This is a genomic window from Clostridium peptidivorans (assembly GCF_900205925.1).
Taxonomy (GTDB): Bacteria; Bacillota; Clostridia; order Clostridiales; family Clostridiaceae; genus Clostridium_AK; species Clostridium_AK peptidivorans.
The window spans coordinates 61,317-87,754 of sequence record NZ_OAOD01000007.1; the positions used below are offsets into that span (position 1 = coordinate 61,317).

Sequence of the window (26,438 nt, forward strand, 5' to 3'; positions counted from 1 at the left end):
TTAGTTTTTAGTTACTAACTTTACTCTAGCTTACTCTATTTCTCTTAAAAGATTAGCCATTTCAATTGCAGTTACTGCTGCATCATATCCTTTATTTCCTGCTTTAGTTCCTGCTCTTTCAATTGCCTGTTCAATTGAATCTGTAGTTAATACTCCAAATATAACTGGAAGCTCAGTTTGTAATCCTACATGGGCTATTCCCTTAGTAACTTCAGAAGAAACGTAATCAAAGTGTGGTGTGTTTCCTCTAATAACTGCTCCTAAGCATATTACTGCATCATATTTTTTTGACTTTGCCATTTTATTTGCAGCTAAAGGAATTTCAAAAGCTCCTGGCACCCAGGCAATTTCTATTTCATTTTCTTCTGCTCCATGTCTTTTAAGTGCATCTAATGCTCCTCCTAAAAGTTTAGATCCTATAAATTCATTAAATCTTCCTACAACTATACCAAATTTTAATCCTTTAGCTATTAAATTTCCTTCATATGTTTTCATTTTTTCATCCTCCAACTTTCTTAATATATTTTAAATTAGATTTTATTTTATAATTATAGTCTCGTTGAAACTTAATACATGAGCTGATAATTTCTAATCACTTATCACTGCTTACTGGTCACTTGCAGCTAGTGATTATAGATTATTAAGCATATGTCCCATCTTTTCTTTCTTTGTTCTTAAGTAAAATTCGTTTCTTTCGTTATGATTCATTTGAATAGGTACTCTTTCTAATACTTCAATGCCATAGCCTGAAAGTCCTGAAAGTTTCTTAGGATTATTTGTCATAAGGTTTATCTTAGTTACTCCTAAATCAGCAAGTATCTGTGCTCCTATTCCATAATCTCTCATATCTGCTGGAAATCCTAAAGCTATATTTGCCTCTACTGTATCCATTCCCTGGTCTTGAAGAGCATAGGCCTTTAATTTATTTATAAGTCCTATTCCACGTCCTTCTTGTCTCATGTATAAAAGAATTCCTCTTCCTTCTTCAGCTATTTTCTTCATAGCTGCTGCGTACTGCTCTCCACAGTCGCATCTTCTGGAACCTAACGCATCTCCTGTTAAACATTCTGAATGAACCCTTACAAGCACAGGCTCTTCTCCACTTACATCTCCTTTAACTAGAGCTACATGGTGTTCTCCATTTAATTTATTTATATATCCATATATTTCAAAGTCACCATACTTAGTTGGCATTTTAGTTTTAACTACTCTTTCTACAAGTTTTTCGCTGTGTCTTCTATATGCAATTAAATCTGCAATGGTGATTATCTTTAAGTCATGTGTTTTTGCAAATTCCATAAGTTCAGGAGTTCTTGCCATAGTTCCATCTTCATTCATTATTTCACAAATAACCCCTGCCCCTTTAAGTCCTGCAAGTCTTGCAAGGTCCACCGCAGCTTCAGTATGTCCTGTTCTTTTTAACACTCCACCTTTTCTAGAAGCTAACGGAAATATATGTCCAGGTCTTCTAAAATCTGATTCTTTAGCTTTAGGATCTAAAGTTTTTGCTATGGTTAAAGCTCTTTCATAGGCTGAAATTCCTGTGGTGGTTTCCACTGCATCTATAGAAACTGTGAAAGCTGTTTCATGATTATCTGTATTATTTTCTACCATTGGATGTATGTTTAATTCCTTTAATCTTTCCTCTTCCATTGGCATACATATAAGTCCTCTACCGTATTTAGCCATAAAATTTATAGCCTCTCCTGTAACTTTCTCTGCTGCCATAAGAAGATCCCCTTCATTTTCACGATCTTCATCATCTATAACTATGATTATTTTTCCTTCTCTAATATCCTCTATTGCTTCCTCAATGCTATTAAATTTGTACATTTTAATTCCTCCTTAAAATCCATTTTCTCTTAAAAATTCTAGGCTTATGGATGATTTTTTTTCTTTACTTTCCTTGGCTTTTATGCCTAATAGCTTTTCTACATATTTCCCTAACACATCACACTCTAAGTTCACTATATCTCCTGGTGATTTTTTTAAAAGTATAGTTTCTTCTCCCGTATGTGGAATTATAGATACTTTAAATGCTCCTTCATCTACATAAGCCACAGTTAAACTAACTCCATCTATTGCAATTGAGCCTTTATGAACTATATATTTTAATATGTCCTCACTTGCCTTAATGGTAATCCAAAATGCATTATCTTCTTTTTCAAAATTCTCAATAATTCCTGTTCCATCTATGTGTCCACTTACTATGTGTCCACCAAATCTTCCATCAGCTTTTAATGCTCTTTCTAAGTTTACATAGCTTCCTCTTTTTAAACTTCCAAGACTGCTACTTCTTAAAGTTTCAGCCATAACATCTACTGTAAAAGTAGACTCTGTATAATCTGTAACAGTTAAACAAACACCATTTGTACTTATACTATCGCCAAGCTGTACGTCTTCTAATACCTTTTGAGCCTTTATAGTAAGTCTCGCTGACTTTGTTCCTCTTTGAATATCCTGTAATATTCCTATTTCCTCAACTAATCCAGTAAACATATCTACCCTCCTAATTCCTAGTCCCCTTTGTATAGTATCTATTTCACATATCCTTCAATTAAAATATCTTCATCAAAGGTTTTAAATGTAATATTTTGAAGGTTTATACTTTCGCTCATTAATGCCTTTCCTTTTCCACCAATTGGAGTTTTAGCACTTTGCCCTCCAATAAGTTTAGGTGCTATGTAAGCCTGCACTTTATCAACTATCCCCTGCTCTATTGCTGAATAATTTAAAGTGCTGCCTCCTTCTAAAAGTATGCTATCTACACCCATTTCTCCAAGTCTTTTCATCAAGGCTTGCAAATTTACTCTGCCGTCGATATCTTCAACTATTAAAACTTCTGCTCCCTTATCTTCTAAAAGCTGTATCTTTTCCTGAGAAGCTTTCTTAGTGGTTGCAACTATAGTTAAAGTTTCATCCTTTATGTTTATCACATTTGAATTTAGAGGTATTCTTAAATTACTATCTACAATTATTCTCTTAGGACTTCTTCCTCCGTGAGTTCTACAAGTAAGACTTGGGTTATCTTGAAACACTGTGCCTATTCCTACCATAATTCCTGAAACTTTATTTCTTAGTCTATGTACTTCTTCCCTTGCCTTTTCGCCTGTTATCCATTTTGAATCTCCAGTATACGCTGCTATTTTGCCATCTAGTGTCATAGCATATTTCATGACTACAAAAGGACTTTTAGTTGTTATATATTTTATAAATATTTCATTTAACTCTCTGGACTGCTTTTCTAAAACTCCTGTTATTACCTCAATGCCATGCTCTCTTAAAATTTCTATTCCATTTCCCGCAACTTTAGCGTTAGGGTCAAACATTCCTACTACAACTTTTTTTATATTATTTTTAATTATTGCATTTACACAAGGAGGAGTTTTCCCATAGTGGCAACAGGGTTCTAATGTTACATACATGGTACTTCCCTCCACATTTTCCTTTGCACTTGAGAATGCATTTATCTCTGCATGAGGACCACCATAATACTCATGATATCCTTCACCAATTATTTTATTATCCTTCACTATAACTGCCCCAACTAGCGGATTGGGATTTACTCTTCCTTCACCTTTTTTAGCAAGTTCAAGAGCGATCTTCATATACTTTTCATCCACAATATCACCTTCTCTGCATAATCTATATAATTTTTTGATTTCCTTACATTATTTATGCATCATTTGCAAAAGTCTTTTATTTTATTACAAACAAAAAACCCCAAGCTTTCACTCAGGGCCAAAAATCAAATAAGTTTTTTAATTTATATCTAACAAATAAAAGCTCTGAAACATAAGTTTCAGAGCTGGTAGACACTAAATTAAATTATACCATAAAAAGTTTAACTTTATAGTACAACATGCCTATCTTCTTTCATCCAGACTTTACTGTCGGCCTCGGAATTTCACCGAATCATGCCTTACGGCTCGCGGGCTTTACCGCCGGTAGGGATTCACACCCTGCCCTGAAGATAATTTATTAAGTTTTACAAATTCATTGTAAACCAGTACATTATATATGTCAATACTTAATGATTTATTTTTTCACCTTATTTAATATAGTAATACAACATTCCTCTAGATCAGTATTATTCACTTCACAATAAAAATTTCTGTCTTTAAAGTTGTACATAGGATCATAATAAGTGATCATTAATTCACTAATTACATCATCATATTCATCATTTAAAATCTTGCCTGTAAATTTTTCTATTCTAGATGCAGATATATATTTATTCATATTTTTTAAAGCTTCTATTATTTCATCTTTACTATTTTCGTTTATTAAATAATCATCTTTTATGTTTTTTACGCGATATTCTAAAGGAGCTGTTATATTAATTTGAGTTCCATTTTCAATTGCATTAAACATATACTCTGGCATAATTACCTTATCTATTCTTTTGCTCTCTCCTTCAGTAAAAACTAAGTTTGTTTTTCTCTTTGATAACTCTTCAAATACTAAAGATTCAAACATTTTTTGAGAATTTCCTGAGCCTAGTCCCACTGATCCAAGTAATGATCCTCTATGATTTGCTGCAGCTTCTAAGTCTAAGGTATCATAACCCATTTCCCTTAATTTACTTAACAAATGAGTTTTCCCTGTGCCTGTATTTCCATATAAAACAACAAATTTAATTTCTTCAAATAGCTTAGGTAGTTTATGATTTATATATTCTCTATAACCTTTATATCCCTTTGTAACTTTTACAACATCCATGCCTAGTGCAGTAAGTAACGATGCTATAGATGAGCTTCTCATGCCACCTCTAGCACAAAATATAGCTATCTTTTTCTTTTCATCATTAATTGCCTTATAACTTTCATATATTTCAGGTAACTTTTTTGAAACAATTTCTATTCCAAGCTTCTTTGCTTTATCTTGAGACTCATTTACATAAATTGTCCCTATTACTTCTCTTTCCTTATCAGTAAATAAGGGTATATTTACAGCTCCTGGTATGGTAGCTTCTTTAAATTCCTTAGGACTACGCACATCCACAAAAACCATTGGCTTTTTATTTTCTTTAAGTACTTCTTCATATTCTAATGATCTTAACATTTTCATCATCCCAACAATTAGTTTATATTTATTAAAATACTTGCCATATATAAAAAATTTAATCCATACGTACTTTATAATATCACAAACAAATAAGACATATCAAATTTACTAATTGTCTATTTCACTTTTAATCTCACAATCTATTAATTAACTCTATTTAATAGATATAAAGTATATTTTATATTATGAAGGTTATAATTTAAAAAGGTGACGTTATAAATACTGAAATTAAATTTCAATATTTATAACGTCGCCTTTTAATATTAAGAAGTTAATTTATAATGCAATTTTTTCTACCACAATCCAAATCTTTTTGTATTTTCCATCTTGTCATCTCTATGCTGAACTAAATCTATTGAGCCTAAAACTATATGTGCGAGTCCAAATCCTAAAATACCAGCACCAATTGCTGTGCTTGCTTTTTTCTTAACCATTGCAGCACCTGCTCCAGTAACTGCTGCTCCTAAAACTGTAGGAATCATTCCCTCACGCATGACTTACTCCTCCTCTTTTATCCTAAATTTTATTTAAAGAATAACATTATTATTCCACCTATAGATATATTTATCCTTAGTAAAAATAGAATAGAAAAGTAAATCCTACGACAATTACTTTATTTGTCTTTTTGTTCTTCTTCAAATTTATAGTAGCTGTTATTCCAAACATTTTTTTTAATTTTTTACATAATACAGGTGGCAATGGACACAAAAAAGATGATATTATATATTTATATAATACATGGGGAGGTTGACAAAAGATGTTTAGTAAAAACTACAAAATTGCAGATAAATCAGTTTGGCAAGGAAGAATTGATAGCGATACAAATTTTGATGCCTTTAGATGGCATCAATGGGTTGAATTTATAGATTTAAAGGATGAGAGTTTAATTCCTTTTGATGGAAAATTAGGTTTTGCTTTCATTGGCTTTTGTTGTGATGAAGGAATTAATAGAAATAAAGGCAGAACTGGTGCATCTAAAGGTCCTGAAAGTATTAGAAAGGAGCTTGCACATCTTCCTTGTTGCTTTACACAAGAAGTTAAACTTTTTGATGCTGGAGACATACTTTGTGAAAACATTTCTTTAGAAGAAAGTCAAAACTTACTTTCAAAGGCAGTAGACAAAATTTTAAGTTTAAATTTATTTCCTATAGTCTTAGGCGGAGGACATGAAACAGCTTTTGGACATTATAATGGAATATTAAATAATTTATCTAAAACTAATTCTAAACCTAATATTGGTATAATAAATTTTGATGCTCACTTTGATATTAGACCTTATCCAAATGGCAATCATTCTGGCTCAATGTTTAGGCAAATAGCCGATATTTGTGAAGACAAAAGCTTAGAATATTCCTATATGTGTCTTGGAATTCAGAAGCACAGTAACACTGTAGATTTATTTAAAACTGCTGATAGATTGGGAGTAGATTATATTTTAGCAAAGGACATTTTAAGTAGTGATGATTGGAATGTGTTTGAAAGATTGGATGAGTTTATAAAACTTAGGGATCATATTTACATAACCATATGTTCAGACGTGTTTTCTTCAGCCTTTGCACCAGGAGTTAGTGCATCTCAACCACTTGGACTTGATCCTGAAAAAGTAATAAAATTTATTAAATATATTTTAAAATCCAACAAAGTCGTAAGCTTTGATATTGCTGAAGTTTCCCCAAGATTTGATTTGGACAACACCACCGCAAATTTAGCTTCAGTAATTATTTTTTCCGTTATTAACACAATATCTCATATATGCAATTTATCACTGTAGAAATATTACGACATTTTTAATATTGAACAGATCGTATGGTATTTGCATTTAGGAAAGCGGTTCACTGCGCAAAGAAGCTCTAATATTTCTGACTTTAAACCACCTAAATTTTCTAAACTCGCTGTCGCTCAGACAGTAGAAAATTCTTTACGGTGGTTTAAAGTCAGAAATGAAGAGCTTCTAGTGCTTGTTCAATGCTTTCTACGATGCAAATTCCATACTTGTGTTCAATATTAAAAATATCACTCAAGTTCATTAACTGTATGTACCAATCCTTAAAATGAAAACATTTTTAATGTTGGGAGGAGCATAGAATTTTCATCGTAGAAGACATTGAATAAGCTTTAAAACGGCTTTATTTATAAATTTAAAATATCGTATAGAGCCTCCTACTGTCTGAGCGACAGCGAGTTTAGGAGGATTAGATATTTTAAAGTTATAAATATTAGCCGTTTTTAGCGAAATGAACGTCTTCCTAGATGAAAATTCTATGTAACCTGTTCAACATTAAAAATGTCGCGTTTTATATGAATAGTTGCATATCAGAATTTAAAGCATCCTTCAAATAATCTTGAGCTGTTATGAGCTCAAATCCTTCAATAAACTCTTCTTCTTTAAATCCCATTACTTCTACAGACATTTTACAACCGTAAAATTTTACTCCCTTCTTTATTGCCCCATTTAAAAATCTTGTTAGACTAGGAGTTTCTGTATCCTCCATCATTTTTTGAAGCATTGCCTTTCCAATTCCAGCCATATTCATTTTTGATAATGGAAGCTCTTCAGGGCCTACTGGTGTTACTGAATCAAACATTTTTTCATAGGCTGTTTTATCTTCTAAAGTCATCTTTTCAGGATCTCTTATTAAAAACAACCCCCAAAAGGCACAAAATATACTCACATCTACTCCAATATCTCTAGCTGCATTTGCAATGGTAAGAGCAGCCAAAGCTTTATCATAATCGCCACTAAAAAGAACTAAGCTTAATTTTTTGTTTTCTACATTATTATTCACTTTTAATTCCTCCTATGTATTTATTAATATATTTAGTTTAAACAAACTGTAGGTATTTATTTATATATATTTAAATTTGTCTTAGATACTAAAAATAATGTACTAAATTTAATATAATTTTAAAACGTATCCTTAAATCAGTATAAATGCTACTATTAATGTGGCTATAATTCCTACTATTACTGGAATCATATTTTTTCTAGCTAAATCAAAGGGTTTAACATCACAAATTGCTGCAACAGATACAACACTCCATGGTATAGCAGTTCCTCCTATCCAAATTGAAAGTACTTGCCCAAAAGCTGCTACCTTTGATGTATCAGTTCCAATTGCAGTATTAAAAGCATGTGCCAAGCTTCCCATAAGAGGAAGTCCTCCAAAGGCTGATCCACTTATTCCAAGTATTACAGCTACAAATCCTTGAATTATAATCACTGAAAAACTAGACAGTGTTACTTTACTGGATATATACATTGCCATATCTGTTAAAAGACCTGTAGCATTCTCTCCTAAGATTTCCTTTGCTGTATTTTCACTTCCTAAAAAGAAAAAAGCACCTATAACTATAACTGGAGCAAAAACTTTTATACCAAATACAAAGCCATCCTTTATGTATCTTGTTACTTCTCCTAAAGATTTTACTACTCCATAATTTAAAATGGATGTAACTATTAAAATTAAAATAGCAGTTCCTCCTATTAAAGCCGTAGCCCCTTGACCCTTTAGCTTAAATATGTATATAAAAATTACATCTATCAAAAATGCTATAGGAGTAGTTATTGCTATAAACTTTGGATTGTGCTTTGGCGGGTCTTTATCAATTATCACCTCTTGGATATGCTGATTCTCATCATAGCCAGCAACTTTATTGGTCTCTCTTCTCATAATAAAAAATGCAGTCCCTACAGTAAAGACACTCATGGCAATCCAAAAAGGTATGCTTTCTTTTATTATTACAGATGTATCGTTTATACCTGCAGTTTTAGCAGTTATTGCAGGTGCTCCTTGAATAAAAAAATCACTAGATAGTGCTATTCCCTTGCCAAATATAGATAAAGCAACTGCTGCCCAAATTTTAGGAAGTCCTACTTTCACAGCAGCAGGCACCATTATTGCACCAATAAACACGGTGGCAGGAGTAGGCCATATAAACCAAGAAGTTATAGTAACAGTAATTCCTAAAACAAAAAAAGCTACCACCTTATTTATCATAAATTTTCTTAAAGGATTTACAATAAGTTCATCTGCACCTATATCACTTAAAGATTTTGACATGGCATTTACCATGGAAATTATGAGGACAATTTCTATAAACTCCCTACCAGATACCAAAATAGCCTTGTAAATTATTTGTACAGCTTCCAAAAGGCTTGATGTTTCTATAAAGCCAATTATGCCAATGCCCAATATGCAAGGTATTACAACATCCCTTTTTAAAAATATAATCCCAATAATTAAAACAATTATTGCTAAATATACATAATGTATTAACCCTAATACAACCATAGTCTTCTCCTGACTTCTTATATTGAAATGCAATATACAAAATTATGTTTTGTATAAATATCTAATATTATTCCAATTAGACAATATTATTTTTATTTATATTGACAACAAAATTCAAAAATTGTAAACTTAATTTATAAATTCAGTTTACAATTGACTTTAGGAGGTTATCTTAATGAAAATTACTACAAGAGATATGATTCTTGTATCATTATTTACATCTTTAACTGCTATTGGAGCATTTATAAAGATTCCTTTAGAGCCTGCACCAATTACTCTCCAATTTTTATTTACAGCACTTTCTGGTATACTGCTTGGTCCTAAGTTAGGTGCACTTTCTGAAATTGTATATGTTATATTAGGATTATTAGGACTTCCTGTATTTACAAAACCTGGTGGATTGTCTTATATTTTTGAACCTACTTTTGGTTACCTAATAGGATATATTATTGGAGCTTATATTATAGGTAAACTATCTGAATATACAACCAAGCCAAGCTTCTTTAAACTTTTAACTGCCTGTATTTCAGGGATAATCATCATTTATATTATTGGCGTGCCTTATTTATACATTATATTAAAATATGTAACTTTAACCCCTATAACTATTACCTCTGCATTAAAGGCTGGTTTTCTAATATTTCTTCCTGGTGATTTGATTAAATGTATACTAACTGCATCTCTTGGAGTTAAGATTCTTCCTGTAATAAAAAATTATGTATTAGATCATTCTTAAATATAAAAAAAAATCAGGGATTTACTCCCTGATTTTTATACATATCCATAAAGTCCTCTTATAGAAACTTCTCCTGATATTACTTCATGAATACTTCCATCTTCATATTTTACAATAAGTTTTCCATCATCACTTAAATTTATGGCCTCTGCAATAATTACATTAGATCTATTTATTATTTTTATAGTTTTTCCTATTAATATAGAGTTTTCTCTACAAATATCTATAGAAGTTTTTATATCTTCATTATTTATAAATTCGTCATATAATTCCTCTAGGTTATTTAAAATACTTGCAACCAAAGTTTTTCTCTTAATGCCCTTACCCTCTTCAATTTTTAATGATGTTGCAATTTCCTCAATGTCCTTTGGGAAATCCTCTTTATCAATATTTACGTTTATACCTATTCCCATAACCACATAATTTATATTATTTATTTCCCCACTCATTTCAGTAAGTATTCCACAAACTTTTTTATTGTTTAATATAATATCATTAGGCCATTTTATATATGCATTTATTCCCTGCTCCTTTATAGCCTTTAACACCGCTGCAGCTCCAACTTGAGTAATTTTTGTTACATTCATTGGTTCAATATCAGGTCTTAATACGATAGACATCCATATCCCCTTAAATTTTGGAGAAACCCAGTTACGTCCAAGCCTTCCCCTTCCCATAGTTTGCTCTTCACTTATTATCACTGTTCCTTCTAAACATCCACTGCTTGCTAACTTTTTAGCTTCGTTATTAGTAGAGTCTATGGAATCAAAGTAAATTATTTGTTTACCTATGTAGTGAGTATTTAAATAAGGACTTATTTCTTCAAAAGTAAGTAAATCTGGGGATGAAATTAACTTATATCCTTTTCTAGATACAGATTCTATATTATATCCAGCTTCTTTTATTGCCTTCATATATTTCCATACAGCAGCTCTTGAAATTCCCAAAACACTGCTAATATCCTCTCCAGATATAAATTCATTTTTATTTTTTTTTAGTAAACTAATTATTTCTTCTTTCAATGTGCCGTCTCCTTATCTTTTCATCATTATATCATTTTCATTTAGAAAAAAGTATATATCATCAATGCTAAGCTTTTATTTGCTATAATATTAGTTAATACTATAATATAACTTATTTCAACATATTACCAGTGTTACATAATAACAAGATGAAGGGAGATTGTGTCTTTGAAATTACTATTTATTTCAGATATTCATGGTTCTTTATATTATTTAAATAAAGCCTTTGAATTGTGCCAAGAAGAAAATCCAAATTACATAATCATATTAGGAGATGAATTATATCACGGAGCAAGAAATCCACTACCAAAGGATTACAATCCTAAAGAAGTGGCTGAATTATTAAATTCTTATAAGGATAAGATTATTGCTATTCGTGGAAATTGCGATAGTGAAGTTGATCAAATGGTTTTAGAATATCCAATGCTAAGTGATTACTCCATAATTCTTTATAATAAAAAAAGATTATTTTTAACTCATGGTCATATTTATAATAATAATAATTTACCTAATTTAAGTAAAGGTGATGTATTAGTTTATGGTCATACCCATGTACCTCTAGCTGAAAAACATAAAAATATATTTGTGTTAAATCCTGGTTCAATAACCTTCCCAAAAGAAAATACACCTAATTCTTATGGTGTGCTTGAAAACAACGTATTTAAAATAAAAACTTTAGATGGAGAAATTTATAAGAAAATTGAGCTTAATTAATAATCCTTAGGTGTTATGAGAACAACACCTGGAAAAGTTTATATTTTGTTTATAATTAGTTTATGGAAAATAGAGATATACATTTTAAAATAAAAGTATGAAGGACCTTCATGTAAAACAAACTTAAAGGAGATGTTATTAAAAATGAAATTAAAGAAAAAAACAGCAATGTTTTTAAGCTTTGCTCTAGGAACTGTAATGTTTGCTTCTACAGCTATGGCTGAAGTAATGTCTAAAAGCGGATATGATCAATTAAAGGATTCCATGAAATACACAGCCGAAAGTCTTACCTCAGATGTTTCAAGCTATACTATGGATATGTCTTTTGTGTTAAAAGATAACGGTAATGTTCTTTCATCCGAAACTTCACTTAATAAGTATGATGTTTCAAAAAAGGCTATGGAAAGCGTATCAATGAACATTGATGGTAAAGTTAAGAGAGATAATTATTACTACAATGATAAAAATTGTTATATAAATAAAGATAGTGATCAAAATATATATTATGTAAGTGAGTATACAAGTCCTCGTGAAGGAAACACTTTTAAAAATCCTTTTAAAGAAAAAGAAGCTAGCGATGTTGAAAAAATAGCAGATGCTCTTGTAGGTAATTTAAAAGATTCTATTATTGTTACTGAAAATACAGATGGAAGCAAGGTATTATCTGGTTCTTTAAAAGAATCCCAAATACCAGCACTAATTAATGCTATAGTATCCCTTCAATCTAAAAATCAGTTTGGAAATAGAAATAATAACGAAGACAACATGCCAAAAATCACAAAGGATATTTTTGTTAAAGAGGTATCTGGGAAAATGGTAGTAAACAAAGATGGAGTGATCCAAAGTATCCTTGGAACTGGTGTACTTTCTGGTAAAGATGATAGCGGAAAAGAGCACATAATAACTTTAGAATTATTAGGAAAAGTAACAAATATTAACTCAACTATTGTTAAGAAACCTGACCTTTCTGGCAAGACTGTAGAAAAAAATATAGAAAGAGATCATAGCAAGCTAACTAATCCAGAAAAATATATCGGACAATATAAAACTGATATTTTAATAGAAAAAAATAATAAGTTTGAAAAAATAGGTGAAAAAATTATAGATGTTACTAAAGCAACTGAAACTAGCATTAGTGGAAGATATCACGAAGAATATGTAAATGGTTATGAAAGCTATGCAGCTAATAAGAAAGATTTTGAGTTTAGCGCAAAATTTGAAAAAAATAATAATCTTAACGGACCTTTTACTGCTACCTCTGCTTCTGGTGATGCTATTAAAGGCGATATATCTATCAATCCATATTCAGCAGAAATATACTTTAATATAAATGAAAATACAAGAGGAAATATGATATCTGACGGTGATTACAACCGAGTATTTAATTAATAATATTTAAAGTAACTTGCCGGTATTACTACCCGGCAGGTTATTTTAAAACTTCATTATAATAAATTTTGGGGGGATTTAAATGGACAAAGTTATTGAAATTCAAGGCCTTTCCAAGGTATATAAAAATGGACGAGGCATAACTGATATTAATCTTGATATACATAAGGGAGATATTTTTGGATTTTTAGGACCTAATGGTGCTGGTAAAACTACTGCCATGAAAATAATGGCTGGCCTCGTAAAGCCAGATAATGGTGATGTTAAAATTTTAGGCCATAGTATTTTAAATGATTTTGAAGCCGCCATGGAAAAGGTTGGCTGTATTATAGAAACCGCTGAATCCTATTCTTATTTAACAGCTTTTGAAAATTTGAAACAATTTTCAAGGTACTATAAAAACGTTGATTCTAAAAGAATTGAAGAAGTTTTAGAACTTACAGGTCTTTTAAAATACAGAAATGAAAAACCGAGAAAATTTTCTCTTGGAATGAAACAGAGGCTTGGAATTGCTGCTGCAATTTTATCAAGACCTGAGGTAGTTATTTTAGATGAGCCATTAAACGGTCTTGATGTAGAAGGTATGATTGATATGAGAAATATTATAAAAAATCTTGCAGAAGAAGAAGAAACTACATTTTTTATCTCAAGCCACCTTATCCATGATGTAGAACTTACCTGTACCCGTATTGGAGTTTTATATAATGGCAAAATGCTTAATGTAGATACAACCAAAAATATATTAAATAACTATGCTTCCCTTGAAAATTATTTTATTAGTGAGGTAGAACGAAATGGTAGGATTTAAAGCAGCTTTGATTAATGAACTTGAAAAGTTATACAAAAAGAAGAAAGTTTTAGTGGCAGCCATAGTGTCACTTATTTTCATTATATTTGGCCAATTTTCTATCCTCGGTCTTAGAAGTGGTTTTGGGGTACGAGGAGCTTCTGGTATAGATTTTCCTTTGCTTGTACTTTCTGTGGTTGTTAATACAATTCTTCCTTTATTTACAGCACTTATAACCATAGATAGTTTTTCTGGAGAATTTGCTCAAAACACTATGAAAATTGCACTTACAAGGCCAATTACTAGATTAAAGTTTTTCACTGCAAAACTAACTGCTGTAATAATGTTTGTACTAGTTAATCTTATGTTTGTAATGATTTTTTCAACTATAACAGGTATGATTTTCAACTCAAGTTCCTTTACAATACAAGGAATTATTAAAATACTTATTTCTTATTTAGTAACATTAATTCCTATGATAGTATTATCACTAGTAATTATACTTTTTACAAATATACTTAAAAGCGGAATAAGTGTATTTTTTATTTCTATTCTCATTTTTATAGTTTTTAAAGCCTTAGGAATTATTTTTTCAAGCTATTCTGCTTTGTTTTTTACAAGTATGATGGATTGGTACAAACTATGGATTATGAATGATATTTCCGTTTTAAAGATTCTTCGACAGTTTATGATGATGTTTAGTTATGCTATACTATTATTTACAGGTGCCTTCTATTTATTTGATAAAAAGGATTTTTAGGCAAATATATATTTTATAAGGTGAACTAAATGGATATAAAGAAACGTCTACTTATTTCTAATACTATAACCGTCATAACTCCATTTATAATTGCAATTTTATCAGCTTTTATATTTACACTTGTATCTTCAAAAGTTTGTAATAGAGATGTTACTTATGACAATTTTACAAAATTAATGGTTGCAAGATATCAACTTATTGATGCAGTAAAAGATGTTTCAAAATCTAATCCTGAAGCCATTGAAGACAGTAAATTTCAAAAATATTTGTATGATAAACTTTCAAATATTAAAGGAGAAATTATAATAACTAAAAATAACAATATCATATTTTCATCAAAAAACATGACTAAAATTGATATAGAAAAATCTTTAGAAGTAATAAGAAATAAATCTTTAAAAAATACGGTGCAAATTAGCGATGGTTCTTATATGGTTGACGGAGCTTCACTTGTATTTAAAGATAAGTCCATCGGAAATGTAATATTACTTTCACCAATTGAAAAAAATACAGAGGTTTTTAAAGAATTTATTATTACTCTTATAAGCGCATTTTTTATATCATTTATAGGAATTAACATATTTATGTCCTACCTTTTTTCAAAGCGAATATCAACTCCTATTTCACTGCTTAAAAAGGCTACAGCTGAAATTAGTAGAGGTGATTTAAATTTTGAAATTATAGAAAGTGGTGACAGAGAAATTAAAGAGTTATGCGCCGATTTTGAAGCCATGAGATTACAGCTAAAGGATTCTATTCGCATGAAAATGAAATATGATGATAACAGAAAAATGCTAGTTTCTAGTATATCTCATGACTTAAAAACTCCTATCACTTCCATAAAAGGATACGTAGAGGGGATTTTAGATGGTGTGGCAAATACTCCTGAGAAGCTGGAACGTTATTTGAAAACTATTTATTCAAAGTCTGAACAAATCGATGTTATGATTGATGATTTGCTTTTATGTTCAAAATTAGATTTGAATCAAATTCCCTTTAATTATGAAAAAACAGATATTGTTGAATACTTTAATTATTGCATTTTAGAAAGCGTACCAGAGCTGGAAAAATATAATATACATATTGATTTTCAAAATAATCTAAAGGATTTCCGTTATGTTATGCTTGATAGGTCAAGAATGAAGAGAGTTATAGTTAATATTATTGATAACTCTCGTAAGTATATGAATAAAGAGCACGGGCTAATAACAATAATGCTTAGGGAAACCAATTCTAGTATTATTATTGAAATAAAAGACAATGGCTCTGGTATTGATAAAAATGATGTGAGCAAAATATTTGATAGGTTTTATAGATCAGATTTAGCAAGAAGCGATGCAAAAGGCAGCGGACTAGGACTTGCCATCGCAAAACAAATTGTAGAGGGTCATAAAGGTAAAATATGGGCAATAAGCCATGAAGATGAAGGTACCAGTATAATAATATCCCTGGCAAAAACTATTTAAAATGGAGATGGCATTATGAAAAAAATTTTAATCGTTGAAGATGATTTAAGTATTGCAGAACTTCAAAAGGATTATTTAGAGCTTAATAACTTTGAAGTTACTATATGTACAGATGGTGTACAAGGTTTAAATACTCTAAAAGAAAATACTTTTGATTTATTAATACTTGATGTTATGATTCCCAAAATTGATGGCTTAAGTATTTTACGCAGTATTCAAGATTCGAAAGATATTCCTGTTTTGCTTGTTTCTGCAAAAAAAGAAGAAATTGATAAAATTAAAGGATTAAGCCTTGGAGCAGATGATTATATTACAAAACCATTTAGTCCAGGTGAATTAGTTGCTAGAGTTAAATCTCATATTCAAAATTATGAGAGGATAAGAAGTAAGTTCTCTTCGAAAGTTAAAAATGACATTATAACAATAAGAGGTTTAGAAATAATTAAGAGCTCACGACAGACATTTATAAATGGTAATGAAATAAATTTAGCTCAAAAAGAATTTGATTTACTCATTTATTTGGCTGAAAATCCAAACAGAGTATTTAGTAGAGAAGAATTATTTGAACGAATTTGGGGATTCGATGCTCTTGGGGATACTGCTACCGTTACTGTTCATATTAGAAGAATAAGAGAAAAAATAGAGTCCTCTCCTTCCAATCCTCAATATGTTGAAACTGTTTGGGGAGCCGGATACAAGCTTAGGGTTTAATTTAGAAATAGTACGACATTTTTAATGTTGAGCTGGTCGCATAGAATTTTCATCTAGGAAGGCGTTCATTTCGCTAACAACGGCTAATATTTATAAATTCAAAATAACTAAGCCTCCTAAACTCGCTGTCGCTCAGACAGTAGGAGGCTCTATACGCTATTTAAAATTTATAAATGAAGCCGTTTTAAAGCTTATTCAATGCCTTCTACGATGAAAATTTTATGCTTTTCTCAACATTAAAAATATCTTCATTTTAAGAATTAATACATAAAAATCTTTTATGGCGACAGCCTAGAAAGTTACAAGAACGTATAACAATAAATTAAATGAATATAAAACCTTAATTTATACGTTAAAGATTGGATAGTATGATGAAATGTTTTTAATAGAAAATTGTGCAATTAATACGTTACAATCTACCGATTTTTGTGATTATAGGCCCTTTGATAAGTGTTAATTTAAAGAGCTTTCGCCAGTGCTAAATTCCTTCCTTCAGTCAGTGAACTTGAGTGATATTTTTGATGTTGAATATATATTATGAGATTTGCATTGTAGAAAGCATTGAACAAGCAAATAGAAGCTCTTTATTTCTGACTTTAAAACACCGTAAAGAATTTTCTACTGTCTGAGAGACAGCGAGTTTAGAAAATTCAGGTGGTTTAAAGTCAGAAATATTAGAGCTTCTTTGCGTAGTGAACTGCTTTCCTAGATGCAAATCTCATACGGTGGATTCAACATTAAAAATATCTACACGTCTCTTTCACTTATATATCGAATTACTATAAATCCTATTACAAAAGCTATTAAAGACGTTACAATACCAATTCCTTTAGGGATACCTGGAAATACAGGTATAATAGATCCTATAACAAATCCTAAAATTAACAAATAGGTTTTGCTTGGGTACTTTTTAAGTAAATTTTCTATAGCTCTAGTAGTTGCTAAAACGCCTATAACAACCCCTATTCCTAATGGTATTAAAAAAGGCACATTTCTATTATTTACAGCATTTAGCGTAACATCATATAAATTTAATGTAAGTAACATAAAAGAGGCACTTATTCCAGGTAAAATCAAGGCTATTGAAACCACCACACCTGCTATTAAAAGAAATACTATGCTTAAAACTCCCTGTGATGTTGCCAATGTAGTAGTTGTAGCGGGATCTGAACCCATTAAAAGAACTATTACAAACCCAATCAGTAAGAATAATAAATCTCCTTTATTTTTTTTGCCCGAAGTTGATTTTTTATATAATACTGGTATTCCACCACAAATAACTCCTATAAATAAAAACCTCATTACAAATGGCTGACTCTCTAAAGCTGATTCTAATATTTTACTAAATAAAACAAGAGCTGTAAGTCCGCCTAATCCAATTTGTAGTAATAGCATAGTATGTGCTTTTATGTCTTCAAAAAAATGACTAATTGAATGAATCAAATCATCATAAATTCCAAGTATTATTGCCATAGTTCCGCCGCTGACTCCAGGAACCAATGTAGCTATACCAATAACTATCCCCTTTAAAAAATTTTTAATAAATTTCATCTCATCCTCCACTAAATTAACATATAAACTATTTTTTTAACTATTATACCATACATTCAAATGTTTTAAGTTATAATTTAACATTTTGCTCATACTTAAGAAAAATAAAAAATCACCTACAAATTCTCAAAAGAATTTACAGGTGATTTTACTTTATTATCTTAAAATATCACACTTCTCTCTAACAGGCGCTGCAGCTTCCACAATCTTCACATGCTGTTTCCACTGCTTGCATATTAAATATCTGTTCTCCTGCTGCATCAATGCTTTTAACTTCCTTTATAATGTCTTCTAAGTACTTAAATATTTTAAAAGATATTTCTTTAGCTTGTTTATAATAATCATGTGCATTTTCGTAGTTTTTACTCTGAATTGCATCCATTACTTTTTTACCACAGTTATGAAAATTCATATGAACTTTTTCGATTGCCTTCCAATTAGATATAAGCTTTGGATGTTCAACATTAATTGAATAATAAAAATGACCAAATGCACATTTGCTCCCATCTAATTGGAGAGGATATGTATTCATTTCATCTACAGATCTTCTTAAATTAACTAACCACTCTTCATGAGATTTTTTAGCTTTTTCCATATATGCAATGAAATCTTTATTATTTATTGAATTTGAACTATTTTTTAAATGAGATAACATATTTTTAACTATATCCGATAACTCAGAGTCAATTTTAGAAATTTTTGTCGCTTCATTTGAACTTTCTATAGCACTTTTATGAATCTCCTCTGTCATATTAGTAAGCTTTTCTGCATCTGCAGTTGATATTTCCATAGCCTTATTAATCTCATTTGCTGAAATACTAATTCCATTCATGGACTCATTAAGCACTTTTATATCCTTAACTGTAGAATTTAATAGTTGAACATTTTCTTGAATGGTAACCTTAACTGTATCAATTTTTTCACTCATTTTACTTGTTTCATATATTGTCTTATCCATACTACTTTTACCATCTGCTGCAGCTTGATGAATATTTGTCATAATAGATTTCATACCAGAAAGATTTACTTTTGTATCATCTGCAAGTTTTCTAATTTCTTCAGCTACAACTGCAAATCCTTTCCCATGTTCCCCTGCTCTTGCTGCTTCTATAGAAGCATTCAGTGCTAGTAGATTTGTCTTTCCTGCTATTGCTTCTACAGTTTTTACAATATCACTAACTTTGTTAGCCATCTCAACTAGATAATCTATCTTATTACTCATTATATTGGCATTACTTACAACACCTTCTTTAATATCACCAATTTCCTCCATCTGCTCAAGACCTTCAATATTGCTTTTCATAAGATTTTGTGATGAATCTGAAACACTATTAAGGGTTTTTGTTGCAATATCAATGGTTTCATTAACACCATTCATACTAGCAGTAGTTTGTTCAACGATGGCTAAATTAGATTGACTAACATCTGACATTTCTCTGGCAAAATCAATTAGCATATTAGAAATATATTTCATCTCAGAATCAAAACTGCTTATACTAGCACCTATATCAATGATTCTTTTAGCTGATTCAGCCATACTTCCTTCACTTTCAAAGAGCTTATCAAAATAATTAGCTATTTTTATATGTTTACTATACTCAACAACAGGTTTCTTAACTATTCTACCTCTCATGCGATTATCAACATATTCCATAATATCGTCTGCTTCATGGCATGGCATTATTCTTGATTTAAAAAACATAAAATTCCTCTCCCTATAAACTTTTTACTTTAATTTTAATACAATACTAACAGTAATCTAAATGTATTATAATATTTATTGGTATCCTTTATATTCTTAGCTTATTTTATCGGTTAAAGTTACTGAAATCTTTAATAAGTTATATAAATTTAATATTTTATTTACGTCATAATAAATAAAAAAACACCCCAATATTTAGGATGTCTTTTCTTCTGTATGCAAATAATTTACAACTATTGGCTTTATACTTCTTCATTCAATCTTTTCAATAGGTTAAAAAAATCTTCTTCAGTTTTTCTCTCTAAATATATATTTAGCAGTGATTGAGTAGACATTTTATTAAAACCCTTACAGCCATTATTTAATATCTCAGTTAGAATGCTAATAAAGGTTTCGTTACTTTTATCTATATCCTTAAGCATTCTATCTGCCATGTCCCTTACTAATTCTTCTTCTATGCTTTCCCTAAGTCTTTCAGTATATTTTTTCATAAACTTCTGAGTTTCTTCAGGATACGCAGAAAACTCACCAGACAAAAGTTCTTCAATCTTAATCATAATTTATCTTTAGTGAGAGAGTGTATAACAAGTACCAAACCATCACTAAAACTCACCTCTTTTCTTTTTATACTTTTTTCTGTGTATAACATATCAATAACTTTGTTGATAATTCGTCATATAAGAAAAATACAAAATATTGGTTAATCCTGTGGATATATGCAAAAAACTTTAAAATTTCGTGTCCCTATTCAAAAATAAAGGACAAGTTAGTCCTCTTGCCTCTCATCTTTTCGAAAATATATTATTTATGTATTTCCACCTTGAAACCGCTATTCGTCATTAGAACTATACTATAAGCGAGCCTTGAACAGACAAAAATGATGCCGCCTGAACCTAGTAGTTCCTTGGCGGCAAATTTTTTTCTTGAAAACAAATGAAAAGACTCTCTAAAAAAACAACTCTCCTGGTTTATAGCCGTCAGGCAATTCTTCTTCACTTAAAAATTTGAAATTGTCATCACGTAGTATTGGTAAAAATGCTTCATATGGTATCCTAGGAAACTCACAGGCATAATTACTGGCTCCAAACCACTTACCCTCTTTGCTACTCAAATTCAAATCTCTAGCAAATTTTGTATGGTTTGAGCAATCATGAACTGCTAAATCCCAGTTTTCTTCATCGGCTATTTTCATGAATTTCAGAGTTAATTCCCTACTCCAAATTGGAGATATGTAGCCATGTCTAGAAATATACATGTTTTCCCCATAATAATTGTCTATGTTATTCTCATTTAAGTGTAATTCTGCACAATTTATAAAATCAAGTTTTGTATCTAAGATTGCCTGCTTTTTCTTGAAAAATCCTTCGACAAACTCAGGAGTCATTGGAGTTTCAATACCTACATTTTTAATATATTTTTTTGCTATTCTAATATTTTCAATAACTTTGTCTGAACAATTAGAAGCACCTAGGTTGAAACGTATCTCGTCAAGACCGGCTTCACCTAATGCTTTCAATGTCTCTTCTGTAGCTAAAATACCATTTGTATATAGATGTTGATGAATTTGGGCATCATTAAATTTCTTTATAATCGAATAGTATTTTTCAATCTCCATAAATGGCTCTAAATAAACGTAGGAAATACCTGTAGGTTTCTGGTAGATGGAAAGAAGTAAATCAATATCCTTCTCATAAAATTTTGTGCCTCCGATTTCCCACATACCTTCGCCAATTGGAGGAATATTTTCTAAATCTCCATAATTATAACAGAACTTGCACTCTATGTTACATTTATTTGTTTTCCTAATTGCACTCAAACCGGTTCCCATCAGACAAGAACGACATCCTTTGGCGAATTTGCTTTCATTCCCCACAAAAAAAGTTCTATTCTCCAAAGTTTTCAAACTTCTAATTTCCGACATTAACTTATCATTTCTATGATCGATCGCTGCCTCAATTTGTGCAAAGGTAGCGTAAATGATTTCTTGTTGTTTTGTCATTGGTTCCTCATCCTCTGGCAATATTGAAAAAAATTCAAACCATATCAACGCATCTTTCTTTGAAATTTTCATAACATGTCCTCCTCTAATTAATCTTCCTGAAGACTCAATTCAAATCTTCTTGCTATGCTTTTTCACATATTCTTCTTCAAAAGACATACATGAACCAATTTAATTATATATCAATTGTATTGTTTTGTATGTAAATAGAGTTCAATTTTCAACATTATTCTTTAACATAGCCTTAAATTTTAGCACGTATGTATAACAATGGAAACAAAAACATGTCGACATTTGCTACATTGTTGACACTTTTGATCAGACTACTTACTATATTCTCTTTCTACATTAGGCTATTATATTCAAAGTAACTATCAAAATAGCATTCCAATAAAACCTGTTGGTGAACAATAATATACGATTGCGACTTAAAGAATATCATTATTATATAAGGTAGCCTTAAATACTCCTGCTTCCTCGGCTACTGTTTTAAAGTTAATCTTCTTAGTTTGCTAATCTCTTTCTCTACCTAATTCTTTAAATCTTGCCATTTTCTTTTCCATAAGGTCTAATTCTTGCTTTAAGATAGGGTAGAACTTAACCTCGGTAACGTAATTTGAGCAGTTATAGAAGAAACAGCCATCTCCATCAGAGCAGTTCCCCCTTCTAAAATTGTATAAGCATACGCCTGTCGGTAACGGATTAAAACTCATAGATTTAGATAAATTAGATATTAGTCTTAGGTACATCCCAACCTTTTATTTGACCTATCTTAATGATTTCTTCAAGTACTGAACAACGAGCATATCCTGTACTTTGAGCAACTTTTTTATCTTCTTTAAGCCATAATGCATAGTTTAAGAATATTTCTTTAGTTACCTCATTGAAACTATTAATATTATTTAAACTACAATATTCAATAAACAAAGGTAAATTACCATTTATATTATCTCTTACAGTTCTTGGTTTAACTTTTTCAAGTCTATAATAAGCATAGAGTTTTGATGTAAACCTCATATCTTTATTTGGCATGAAACTAAAATCTATTTTCTTCTGACAATCTTTTTATTATACTTTGCAGCTTAATTTATCTCAAGAATTTCAAAACCCTGTTATTAATATATTTTGTAAAAATTAACCCATTGGAAATTATATACACATCCAAATATATTGACAATCATATTTATACAATATATAATGAACATCGTTCACTAATTTAAAAATAGATTAAGGAGGAATTGTCATGTTAATGTATGCAATTATATCGATAACTTTAGCACTTGTATTTTACACTATTGGAGTATGGAGCGAAAAATTACAAGGTGAGCTAAAGAGTTGGCATCTAGGAATATTTTGGTTAGGTTTACTCTTTGATACCTTAGGAACTACAATAATGAACAAAATCGCTGGTGGAGGCTTTAATCTTAATTTTCACGGCATAACTGGTTTACTTGCAATTGTCTTGATGCTTTTTCATGCACTATGGGCAACTATTGTATTAATTAAAAATGATAAAAGAGCTAAGGTTAATTTTCATAAATTAAGTTTACTTGTATGGCTCATTTGGCTAGTTCCTTTCATATCAGGGGCAATCTTTGGTATGACAAAATAAATTATAAATTTAACGTAAGATAATCATTAATTATTATTTTTTAAAAACCCTTGACTTTTATTCTTAACTACACTATACTTATAACATAGCTTAAGGGAAACCTTAGTTAAGAATATCGCGGGATGGAGCAGTTGGTAGCTCGTCGGGCTCATAACCCGAAGGTCGTAGGTTCAAGTCCTGCTCCCGCAACCATAGAAAAAAACATCCTAATTTAGGATGTTTTTTTAATTCTTTTAATAACAATTTCTTATTTTTCTTTATATGTTTAAGATTCTGTTCTATTATGCTTCCATCCGTTATTAAAGGAATAGCTATATAAAACCTCGTTTTATTTTTCCAAACAATATTTCCACCTTCCCCTAATATTACTTTCCTAGCTCCTTCCAATGTTCATATGCTTCGCTTAATTCGGAAAATGAACTTGCTTTATCTTTTCCCTTAATTGCACCACGAAGACGTGCTAAACTAAAACTAAACTCATTAATCTCATCTCTTTCTGAACTAAATTGAACTCTTCTAACTATTTTATTCCACGCTTCATCTAATTTTTCACTATTATTATTAGCCTCTTCCCATTTTTCATCGCTAATATTTTTAGTTAAAACCTGAATAAGCTCTGGTACATTGTCATCCTTGCCAAAAGAATTCTTAAGATAATTTCCACTTAGCATTATGAGTATAAAACAAATTATTGTAACTACTGGTATAGCAACTACAAAAAATTTTCTCATTTTATTTCACCTTCCTTAGTAAGGTCCTTTGTAGTCTCCTACGTCAGTAACCTTTTTAATGCGATCTTCATACTTATCAATATATACGTTTCCTCCTGGATCTAAGGTCAAAAGAAATACCTCTGATGGATCCTTTACTCCATGTTTTTTTAGCTCCTTTAATAACCATTTTGTGTCCTTATTAAGTTGCCTTAAATTTTCTTCAATAACTACTCCTTCATAAATCATTTCTGTAGCTATTCCTGAAGGTTTTACCTTAATCTTCATATCCTTTGGTGTTAAAGGCAAATACTCCGGCTTCTTAAGAATTGAAATCTCTCCATTTGGTTCTATTATGGCATAGTCTACTTCATTTAGATTAAAGACTTCTTTGTTTCTGAGTAATTCTAAAATCTCTGCTGTCGTATATTTCACTTTCTTTAAAGCATCTTCCATTATCTTTCCATTCATTATTACAATAGTTGGCTCACCTTCTATATACTTAGCTGCATATCGCCACTTTAAAGTTATTATTTGCATTAAATATCCTAAAGCAGCCCAAGTTATAAGCCCTATCCAATGTGGCCATGCCCTACTTGATAAATCTGTAGTAAGTGTAGCTGCAACAGACCCAATTGTAATACCTAAAATATAATCAAAAAATGTCAACTGGCTTATTTGCTCTTTTCCTAAAATTTTTGTAAAAATAAGCAGAGAAAAAAATCCAATAATTGCCCTAACAAAAACAACTAATCCCTCATTCAAAGCTTTTACCTCCTTAGTTTCTACTTTTCATTTAAACTATCAATATAACTTGATAGTTTCTTTGTCTATCCATCAATACATTCTTTCATCTATCTGCATAGTATTTCCGTTTCACATGATATTTATAAATATAAAAAGCTTTTTTATACTTAGTTTATAAAAAAACCAAGTATAAAAAAGCTCTTATAATATTCACCAAAAAGCGATTAGTTCAACCAATCGCTTTTCTATATTGCTTATTTAATATACTATTTGCTCATTCCCGTATAAATAAAAATTGCATCTCTTAAAAATTCAGCTGTTCCAGGCTGCTCTTTATCATAGTATGCTGTAAATCTCTCATCATCTACATACATTTGTGCAAGACCAGCATGTGCTTCTTTACTATATTCGCTCCAATAAAATGTTAGCCATCTTTTGTGTAAGTCTGCAGCTTTTTGAGCTATATCACTTGATGGATCACCATTTTTAAAGGCTTCTGCTAATGCTGCCTTTACTTGTTCTTCAAGACTTGTCACCTCATTATATTGTTCCTCTGACATGTTCATTAACTTTGCATTTGATTTATTAATAGTATCGTCCCCATACTTTTCTCTTATTTCCTTACCATATTTCTTCTCATTATCATCAACCATCTTTTGTTTAAAGCCTTCAAATTTTTCTTTATTACTCATAATAATTCTCCCTTCTGTTAAAGCAATTGTTTTATCAACATTTGAAATTAACAAATCCAATTGCTTTCTTTTTTCAAGAAGCTTCTCACGATGTTCTCTCAGTGCTTTTGCCCCATCAAATGACGGTGAAGTTACTATATCTTTTATGCTTTCTAAACTTACACCTAATTCCCTGTAAAATAATATCTGCTGCAATCTATCAACTTCCGCTTGACCATATATACGATATCCTGATGAATTAATTCTTGCCGGCTTAAGAATTCCTATTTCATCATAATATCTAAGTGTTCTGGTGCTTATACCTGCTATTTTACTTAGTTTTTTCACTGTATATTCCATGTGCTTTCACCTCCTGACAAGATAAATATACACCTTTACGCAACGTTAATGTCAATAGCGTTTTTTTTAATATTTTACTTTTTTTAGCGATAAAAACAATAAATAAGGGCATGATACCACAAATGTATCATGCCCTTGTTTA

27 protein-coding genes, 1 tRNA gene, 1 pseudogene and 1 riboswitch are annotated in these 26,438 nt (G+C 30.5%); of the genes and pseudogenes, 10 read left to right on the plus strand and 19 right to left on the minus strand.

The genetic code is table 11. The features are described from left to right. Positions 1–30: 30 nt before the first annotated feature. The 6 genes from ribH to CRN98_RS07860 all read right to left on the minus strand — a co-directional run bounded on the left by ribH (position 31) and on the right by CRN98_RS07860 (position 5,561). Positions 31–495, minus strand: a complete 465-nt coding sequence (ribH, locus tag CRN98_RS07835; RefSeq protein ID WP_097026876.1) for a 6,7-dimethyl-8-ribityllumazine synthase — start codon at positions 493–495, stop codon at positions 31–33. 135 nt (positions 496–630) lie between these two features. Then, positions 631–1,833 (minus strand): bifunctional 3,4-dihydroxy-2-butanone-4-phosphate synthase/GTP cyclohydrolase II, encoded by a 1,203-nt coding sequence (locus tag CRN98_RS07840; protein ID WP_097026877.1) that lies wholly within the window; start codon positions 1,831–1,833, stop codon positions 631–633. A 12-nt stretch (positions 1,834–1,845) separates the two neighbouring features. Beyond that, positions 1,846–2,499 (minus strand): riboflavin synthase, encoded by a 654-nt coding sequence (gene ribE / locus CRN98_RS07845; protein WP_097026878.1) that lies wholly within the window; start codon positions 2,497–2,499, stop codon positions 1,846–1,848. Between the two features lie 38 nt (positions 2,500–2,537). Further along, positions 2,538–3,623: a bifunctional diaminohydroxyphosphoribosylaminopyrimidine deaminase/5-amino-6-(5-phosphoribosylamino)uracil reductase RibD gene (gene ribD, locus CRN98_RS07850; protein WP_097026879.1), complete on the minus strand. Its 1,086-nt coding sequence runs from the start codon at positions 3,621–3,623 to the stop codon at positions 2,538–2,540. Between the two features lie 241 nt (positions 3,624–3,864). Then, positions 3,865–3,979, minus strand: a riboswitch (FMN riboswitch). Between the two features lie 59 nt (positions 3,980–4,038). Continuing rightward, complete coding sequence (mnmH, locus tag CRN98_RS07855; protein ID WP_179632031.1) at positions 4,039–5,064, minus strand: tRNA 2-selenouridine(34) synthase MnmH; 1,026 nt, start codon at positions 5,062–5,064, stop codon at positions 4,039–4,041. 296 nt (positions 5,065–5,360) lie between these two features. Next, the gene (locus CRN98_RS07860; protein WP_097026881.1) at positions 5,361–5,561 is read right to left on the minus strand and encodes an asparagine synthase; all 201 of its coding nucleotides are present in this window, start codon (positions 5,559–5,561) and stop codon (positions 5,361–5,363) included. A gap of 263 nt (positions 5,562–5,824) precedes the next feature. Here CRN98_RS07860 and hutG point away from each other — a divergent pair, with 263 nt between their 5' ends. Then, positions 5,825–6,838: a formimidoylglutamase gene (hutG, locus tag CRN98_RS07865; RefSeq protein ID WP_097026882.1), complete on the plus strand. Its 1,014-nt coding sequence runs from the start codon at positions 5,825–5,827 to the stop codon at positions 6,836–6,838. A gap of 523 nt (positions 6,839–7,361) precedes the next feature. On the opposite strand, the gene CRN98_RS07870 is transcribed toward hutG, so the two are convergent. Together CRN98_RS07870 and CRN98_RS07875 are read right to left on the minus strand one after the other, a co-directional pair. Then, positions 7,362–7,853, minus strand: a complete 492-nt coding sequence (locus tag CRN98_RS07870) for a DsrE/DsrF/DrsH-like family protein (RefSeq protein WP_097026883.1) — start codon at positions 7,851–7,853, stop codon at positions 7,362–7,364. A gap of 132 nt (positions 7,854–7,985) precedes the next feature. Further along, on the minus strand, positions 7,986–9,359 hold the full coding sequence (locus CRN98_RS07875; RefSeq protein ID WP_097026884.1) for a hypothetical protein: 1,374 nt from the start codon (positions 9,357–9,359) through the stop codon (positions 7,986–7,988). 175 nt (positions 9,360–9,534) lie between these two features. On the opposite strand from CRN98_RS07875, the gene CRN98_RS07880 reads away from it, so the two are divergent. Beyond that, complete coding sequence (locus tag CRN98_RS07880; protein WP_097026885.1) at positions 9,535–10,095, plus strand: biotin transporter BioY; 561 nt, start codon at positions 9,535–9,537, stop codon at positions 10,093–10,095. A gap of 35 nt (positions 10,096–10,130) precedes the next feature. Here the strand turns inward: CRN98_RS07880 and CRN98_RS07885 are convergent, their stop codons facing one another. Then, entirely contained in the window at positions 10,131–11,117 is a 987-nt protein-coding gene (locus tag CRN98_RS07885) for a biotin--[acetyl-CoA-carboxylase] ligase (protein ID WP_097026886.1), read from the minus strand. A gap of 168 nt (positions 11,118–11,285) precedes the next feature. Here CRN98_RS07885 and yfcE point away from each other — a divergent pair, with 168 nt between their 5' ends. The 6 genes from yfcE to CRN98_RS07915 all read left to right on the plus strand — a co-directional run bounded on the left by yfcE (position 11,286) and on the right by CRN98_RS07915 (position 16,944). Then, on the plus strand, positions 11,286–11,831 hold the full coding sequence (yfcE, locus tag CRN98_RS07890; protein WP_097026887.1) for a phosphodiesterase: 546 nt from the start codon (positions 11,286–11,288) through the stop codon (positions 11,829–11,831). A gap of 144 nt (positions 11,832–11,975) precedes the next feature. Further along, positions 11,976–13,220 (plus strand): hypothetical protein, encoded by a 1,245-nt coding sequence (locus CRN98_RS07895; RefSeq protein WP_097026888.1) that lies wholly within the window; start codon positions 11,976–11,978, stop codon positions 13,218–13,220. A gap of 82 nt (positions 13,221–13,302) precedes the next feature. Next, positions 13,303–14,028: an ABC transporter ATP-binding protein gene (locus CRN98_RS07900; RefSeq protein ID WP_097026889.1), complete on the plus strand. Its 726-nt coding sequence runs from the start codon at positions 13,303–13,305 to the stop codon at positions 14,026–14,028. Next, positions 14,015–14,767 carry an ABC transporter permease gene (locus tag CRN98_RS07905; RefSeq protein ID WP_097026890.1) on the plus strand — a complete coding sequence of 251 codons (753 nt, stop codon included), beginning with the start codon at positions 14,015–14,017 and terminating at the stop codon, positions 14,765–14,767. Before CRN98_RS07900 ends, CRN98_RS07905 begins: the two co-directional genes overlap by 14 nt. Positions 14,768–14,796: 29 nt before the next feature. Continuing rightward, on the plus strand, positions 14,797–16,233 hold the full coding sequence (locus tag CRN98_RS07910; protein WP_097026891.1) for a sensor histidine kinase: 1,437 nt from the start codon (positions 14,797–14,799) through the stop codon (positions 16,231–16,233). A 15-nt stretch (positions 16,234–16,248) separates the two neighbouring features. Beyond that, complete coding sequence (locus CRN98_RS07915; RefSeq protein ID WP_097026892.1) at positions 16,249–16,944, plus strand: response regulator transcription factor; 696 nt, start codon at positions 16,249–16,251, stop codon at positions 16,942–16,944. Between the two features lie 747 nt (positions 16,945–17,691). Here the strand turns inward: CRN98_RS07915 and CRN98_RS07920 are convergent. From CRN98_RS07920 to CRN98_RS07940, 6 genes are all read right to left on the minus strand, one after another. Continuing rightward, positions 17,692–18,495 (minus strand): DUF368 domain-containing protein, encoded by an 804-nt coding sequence (locus CRN98_RS07920; RefSeq protein WP_097026893.1) that lies wholly within the window; start codon positions 18,493–18,495, stop codon positions 17,692–17,694. Between the two features lie 181 nt (positions 18,496–18,676). Further along, on the minus strand, positions 18,677–20,197 hold the full coding sequence (locus CRN98_RS07925) for a methyl-accepting chemotaxis protein (RefSeq protein WP_097026894.1): 1,521 nt from the start codon (positions 20,195–20,197) through the stop codon (positions 18,677–18,679). Positions 20,198–20,439: 242 nt separating this feature from the next. Next, positions 20,440–20,754 (minus strand): hypothetical protein, encoded by a 315-nt coding sequence (locus CRN98_RS07930; RefSeq protein ID WP_097026895.1) that lies wholly within the window; start codon positions 20,752–20,754, stop codon positions 20,440–20,442. A 389-nt stretch (positions 20,755–21,143) separates the two neighbouring features. Further along, positions 21,144–22,268 carry a radical SAM protein gene (locus CRN98_RS07935; RefSeq protein WP_097026896.1) on the minus strand — a complete coding sequence of 375 codons (1,125 nt, stop codon included), beginning with the start codon at positions 22,266–22,268 and terminating at the stop codon, positions 21,144–21,146. A 440-nt stretch (positions 22,269–22,708) separates the two neighbouring features. Continuing rightward, the gene (locus CRN98_RS17480) at positions 22,709–22,945 is read right to left on the minus strand and encodes a hypothetical protein (RefSeq protein WP_179632033.1); all 237 of its coding nucleotides are present in this window, start codon (positions 22,943–22,945) and stop codon (positions 22,709–22,711) included. Then, positions 22,923–23,228 (minus strand): hypothetical protein, encoded by a 306-nt coding sequence (locus CRN98_RS07940; RefSeq protein ID WP_097026897.1) that lies wholly within the window; start codon positions 23,226–23,228, stop codon positions 22,923–22,925. Before CRN98_RS07940 ends, CRN98_RS17480 begins: the two co-directional genes overlap by 23 nt. Positions 23,229–23,439: 211 nt before the next feature. Here CRN98_RS07940 and CRN98_RS07945 point away from each other — a divergent pair, with 211 nt between their 5' ends. Continuing rightward, on the plus strand, positions 23,440–23,808 hold the full coding sequence (locus CRN98_RS07945) for an HsmA family protein (RefSeq protein WP_097026898.1): 369 nt from the start codon (positions 23,440–23,442) through the stop codon (positions 23,806–23,808). 116 nt (positions 23,809–23,924) lie between these two features. Next, a tRNA-Met gene (locus CRN98_RS07950) sits at positions 23,925–24,000 on the plus strand. An 84-nt stretch (positions 24,001–24,084) separates the two neighbouring features. Here the strand turns inward: CRN98_RS07950 and CRN98_RS18185 are convergent. The 4 genes and pseudogenes from CRN98_RS18185 to CRN98_RS07965 form a co-directional block, all read right to left on the minus strand. Then, positions 24,085–24,195: pseudogene (locus tag CRN98_RS18185) on the minus strand (hypothetical protein); the annotation flags it as partial. Beyond that, positions 24,174–24,539, minus strand: coding sequence for a DUF4363 family protein (locus CRN98_RS07955; RefSeq protein ID WP_097026899.1), 366 nt, complete (start codon positions 24,537–24,539; stop codon positions 24,174–24,176). The pseudogene CRN98_RS18185 and the gene CRN98_RS07955, both read right to left, overlap by 22 nt. Before the next feature lie 15 nt (positions 24,540–24,554). Continuing rightward, positions 24,555–25,283 (minus strand): DUF421 domain-containing protein, encoded by a 729-nt coding sequence (locus CRN98_RS07960; protein ID WP_097026900.1) that lies wholly within the window; start codon positions 25,281–25,283, stop codon positions 24,555–24,557. A 248-nt stretch (positions 25,284–25,531) separates the two neighbouring features. Beyond that, a complete protein-coding gene (locus tag CRN98_RS07965; protein ID WP_097026901.1) occupies positions 25,532–26,296 on the minus strand; it encodes a MerR family transcriptional regulator in 765 nt (254 codons plus the stop codon). Between the last annotated feature and the right edge of the window lie 142 nt (positions 26,297–26,438).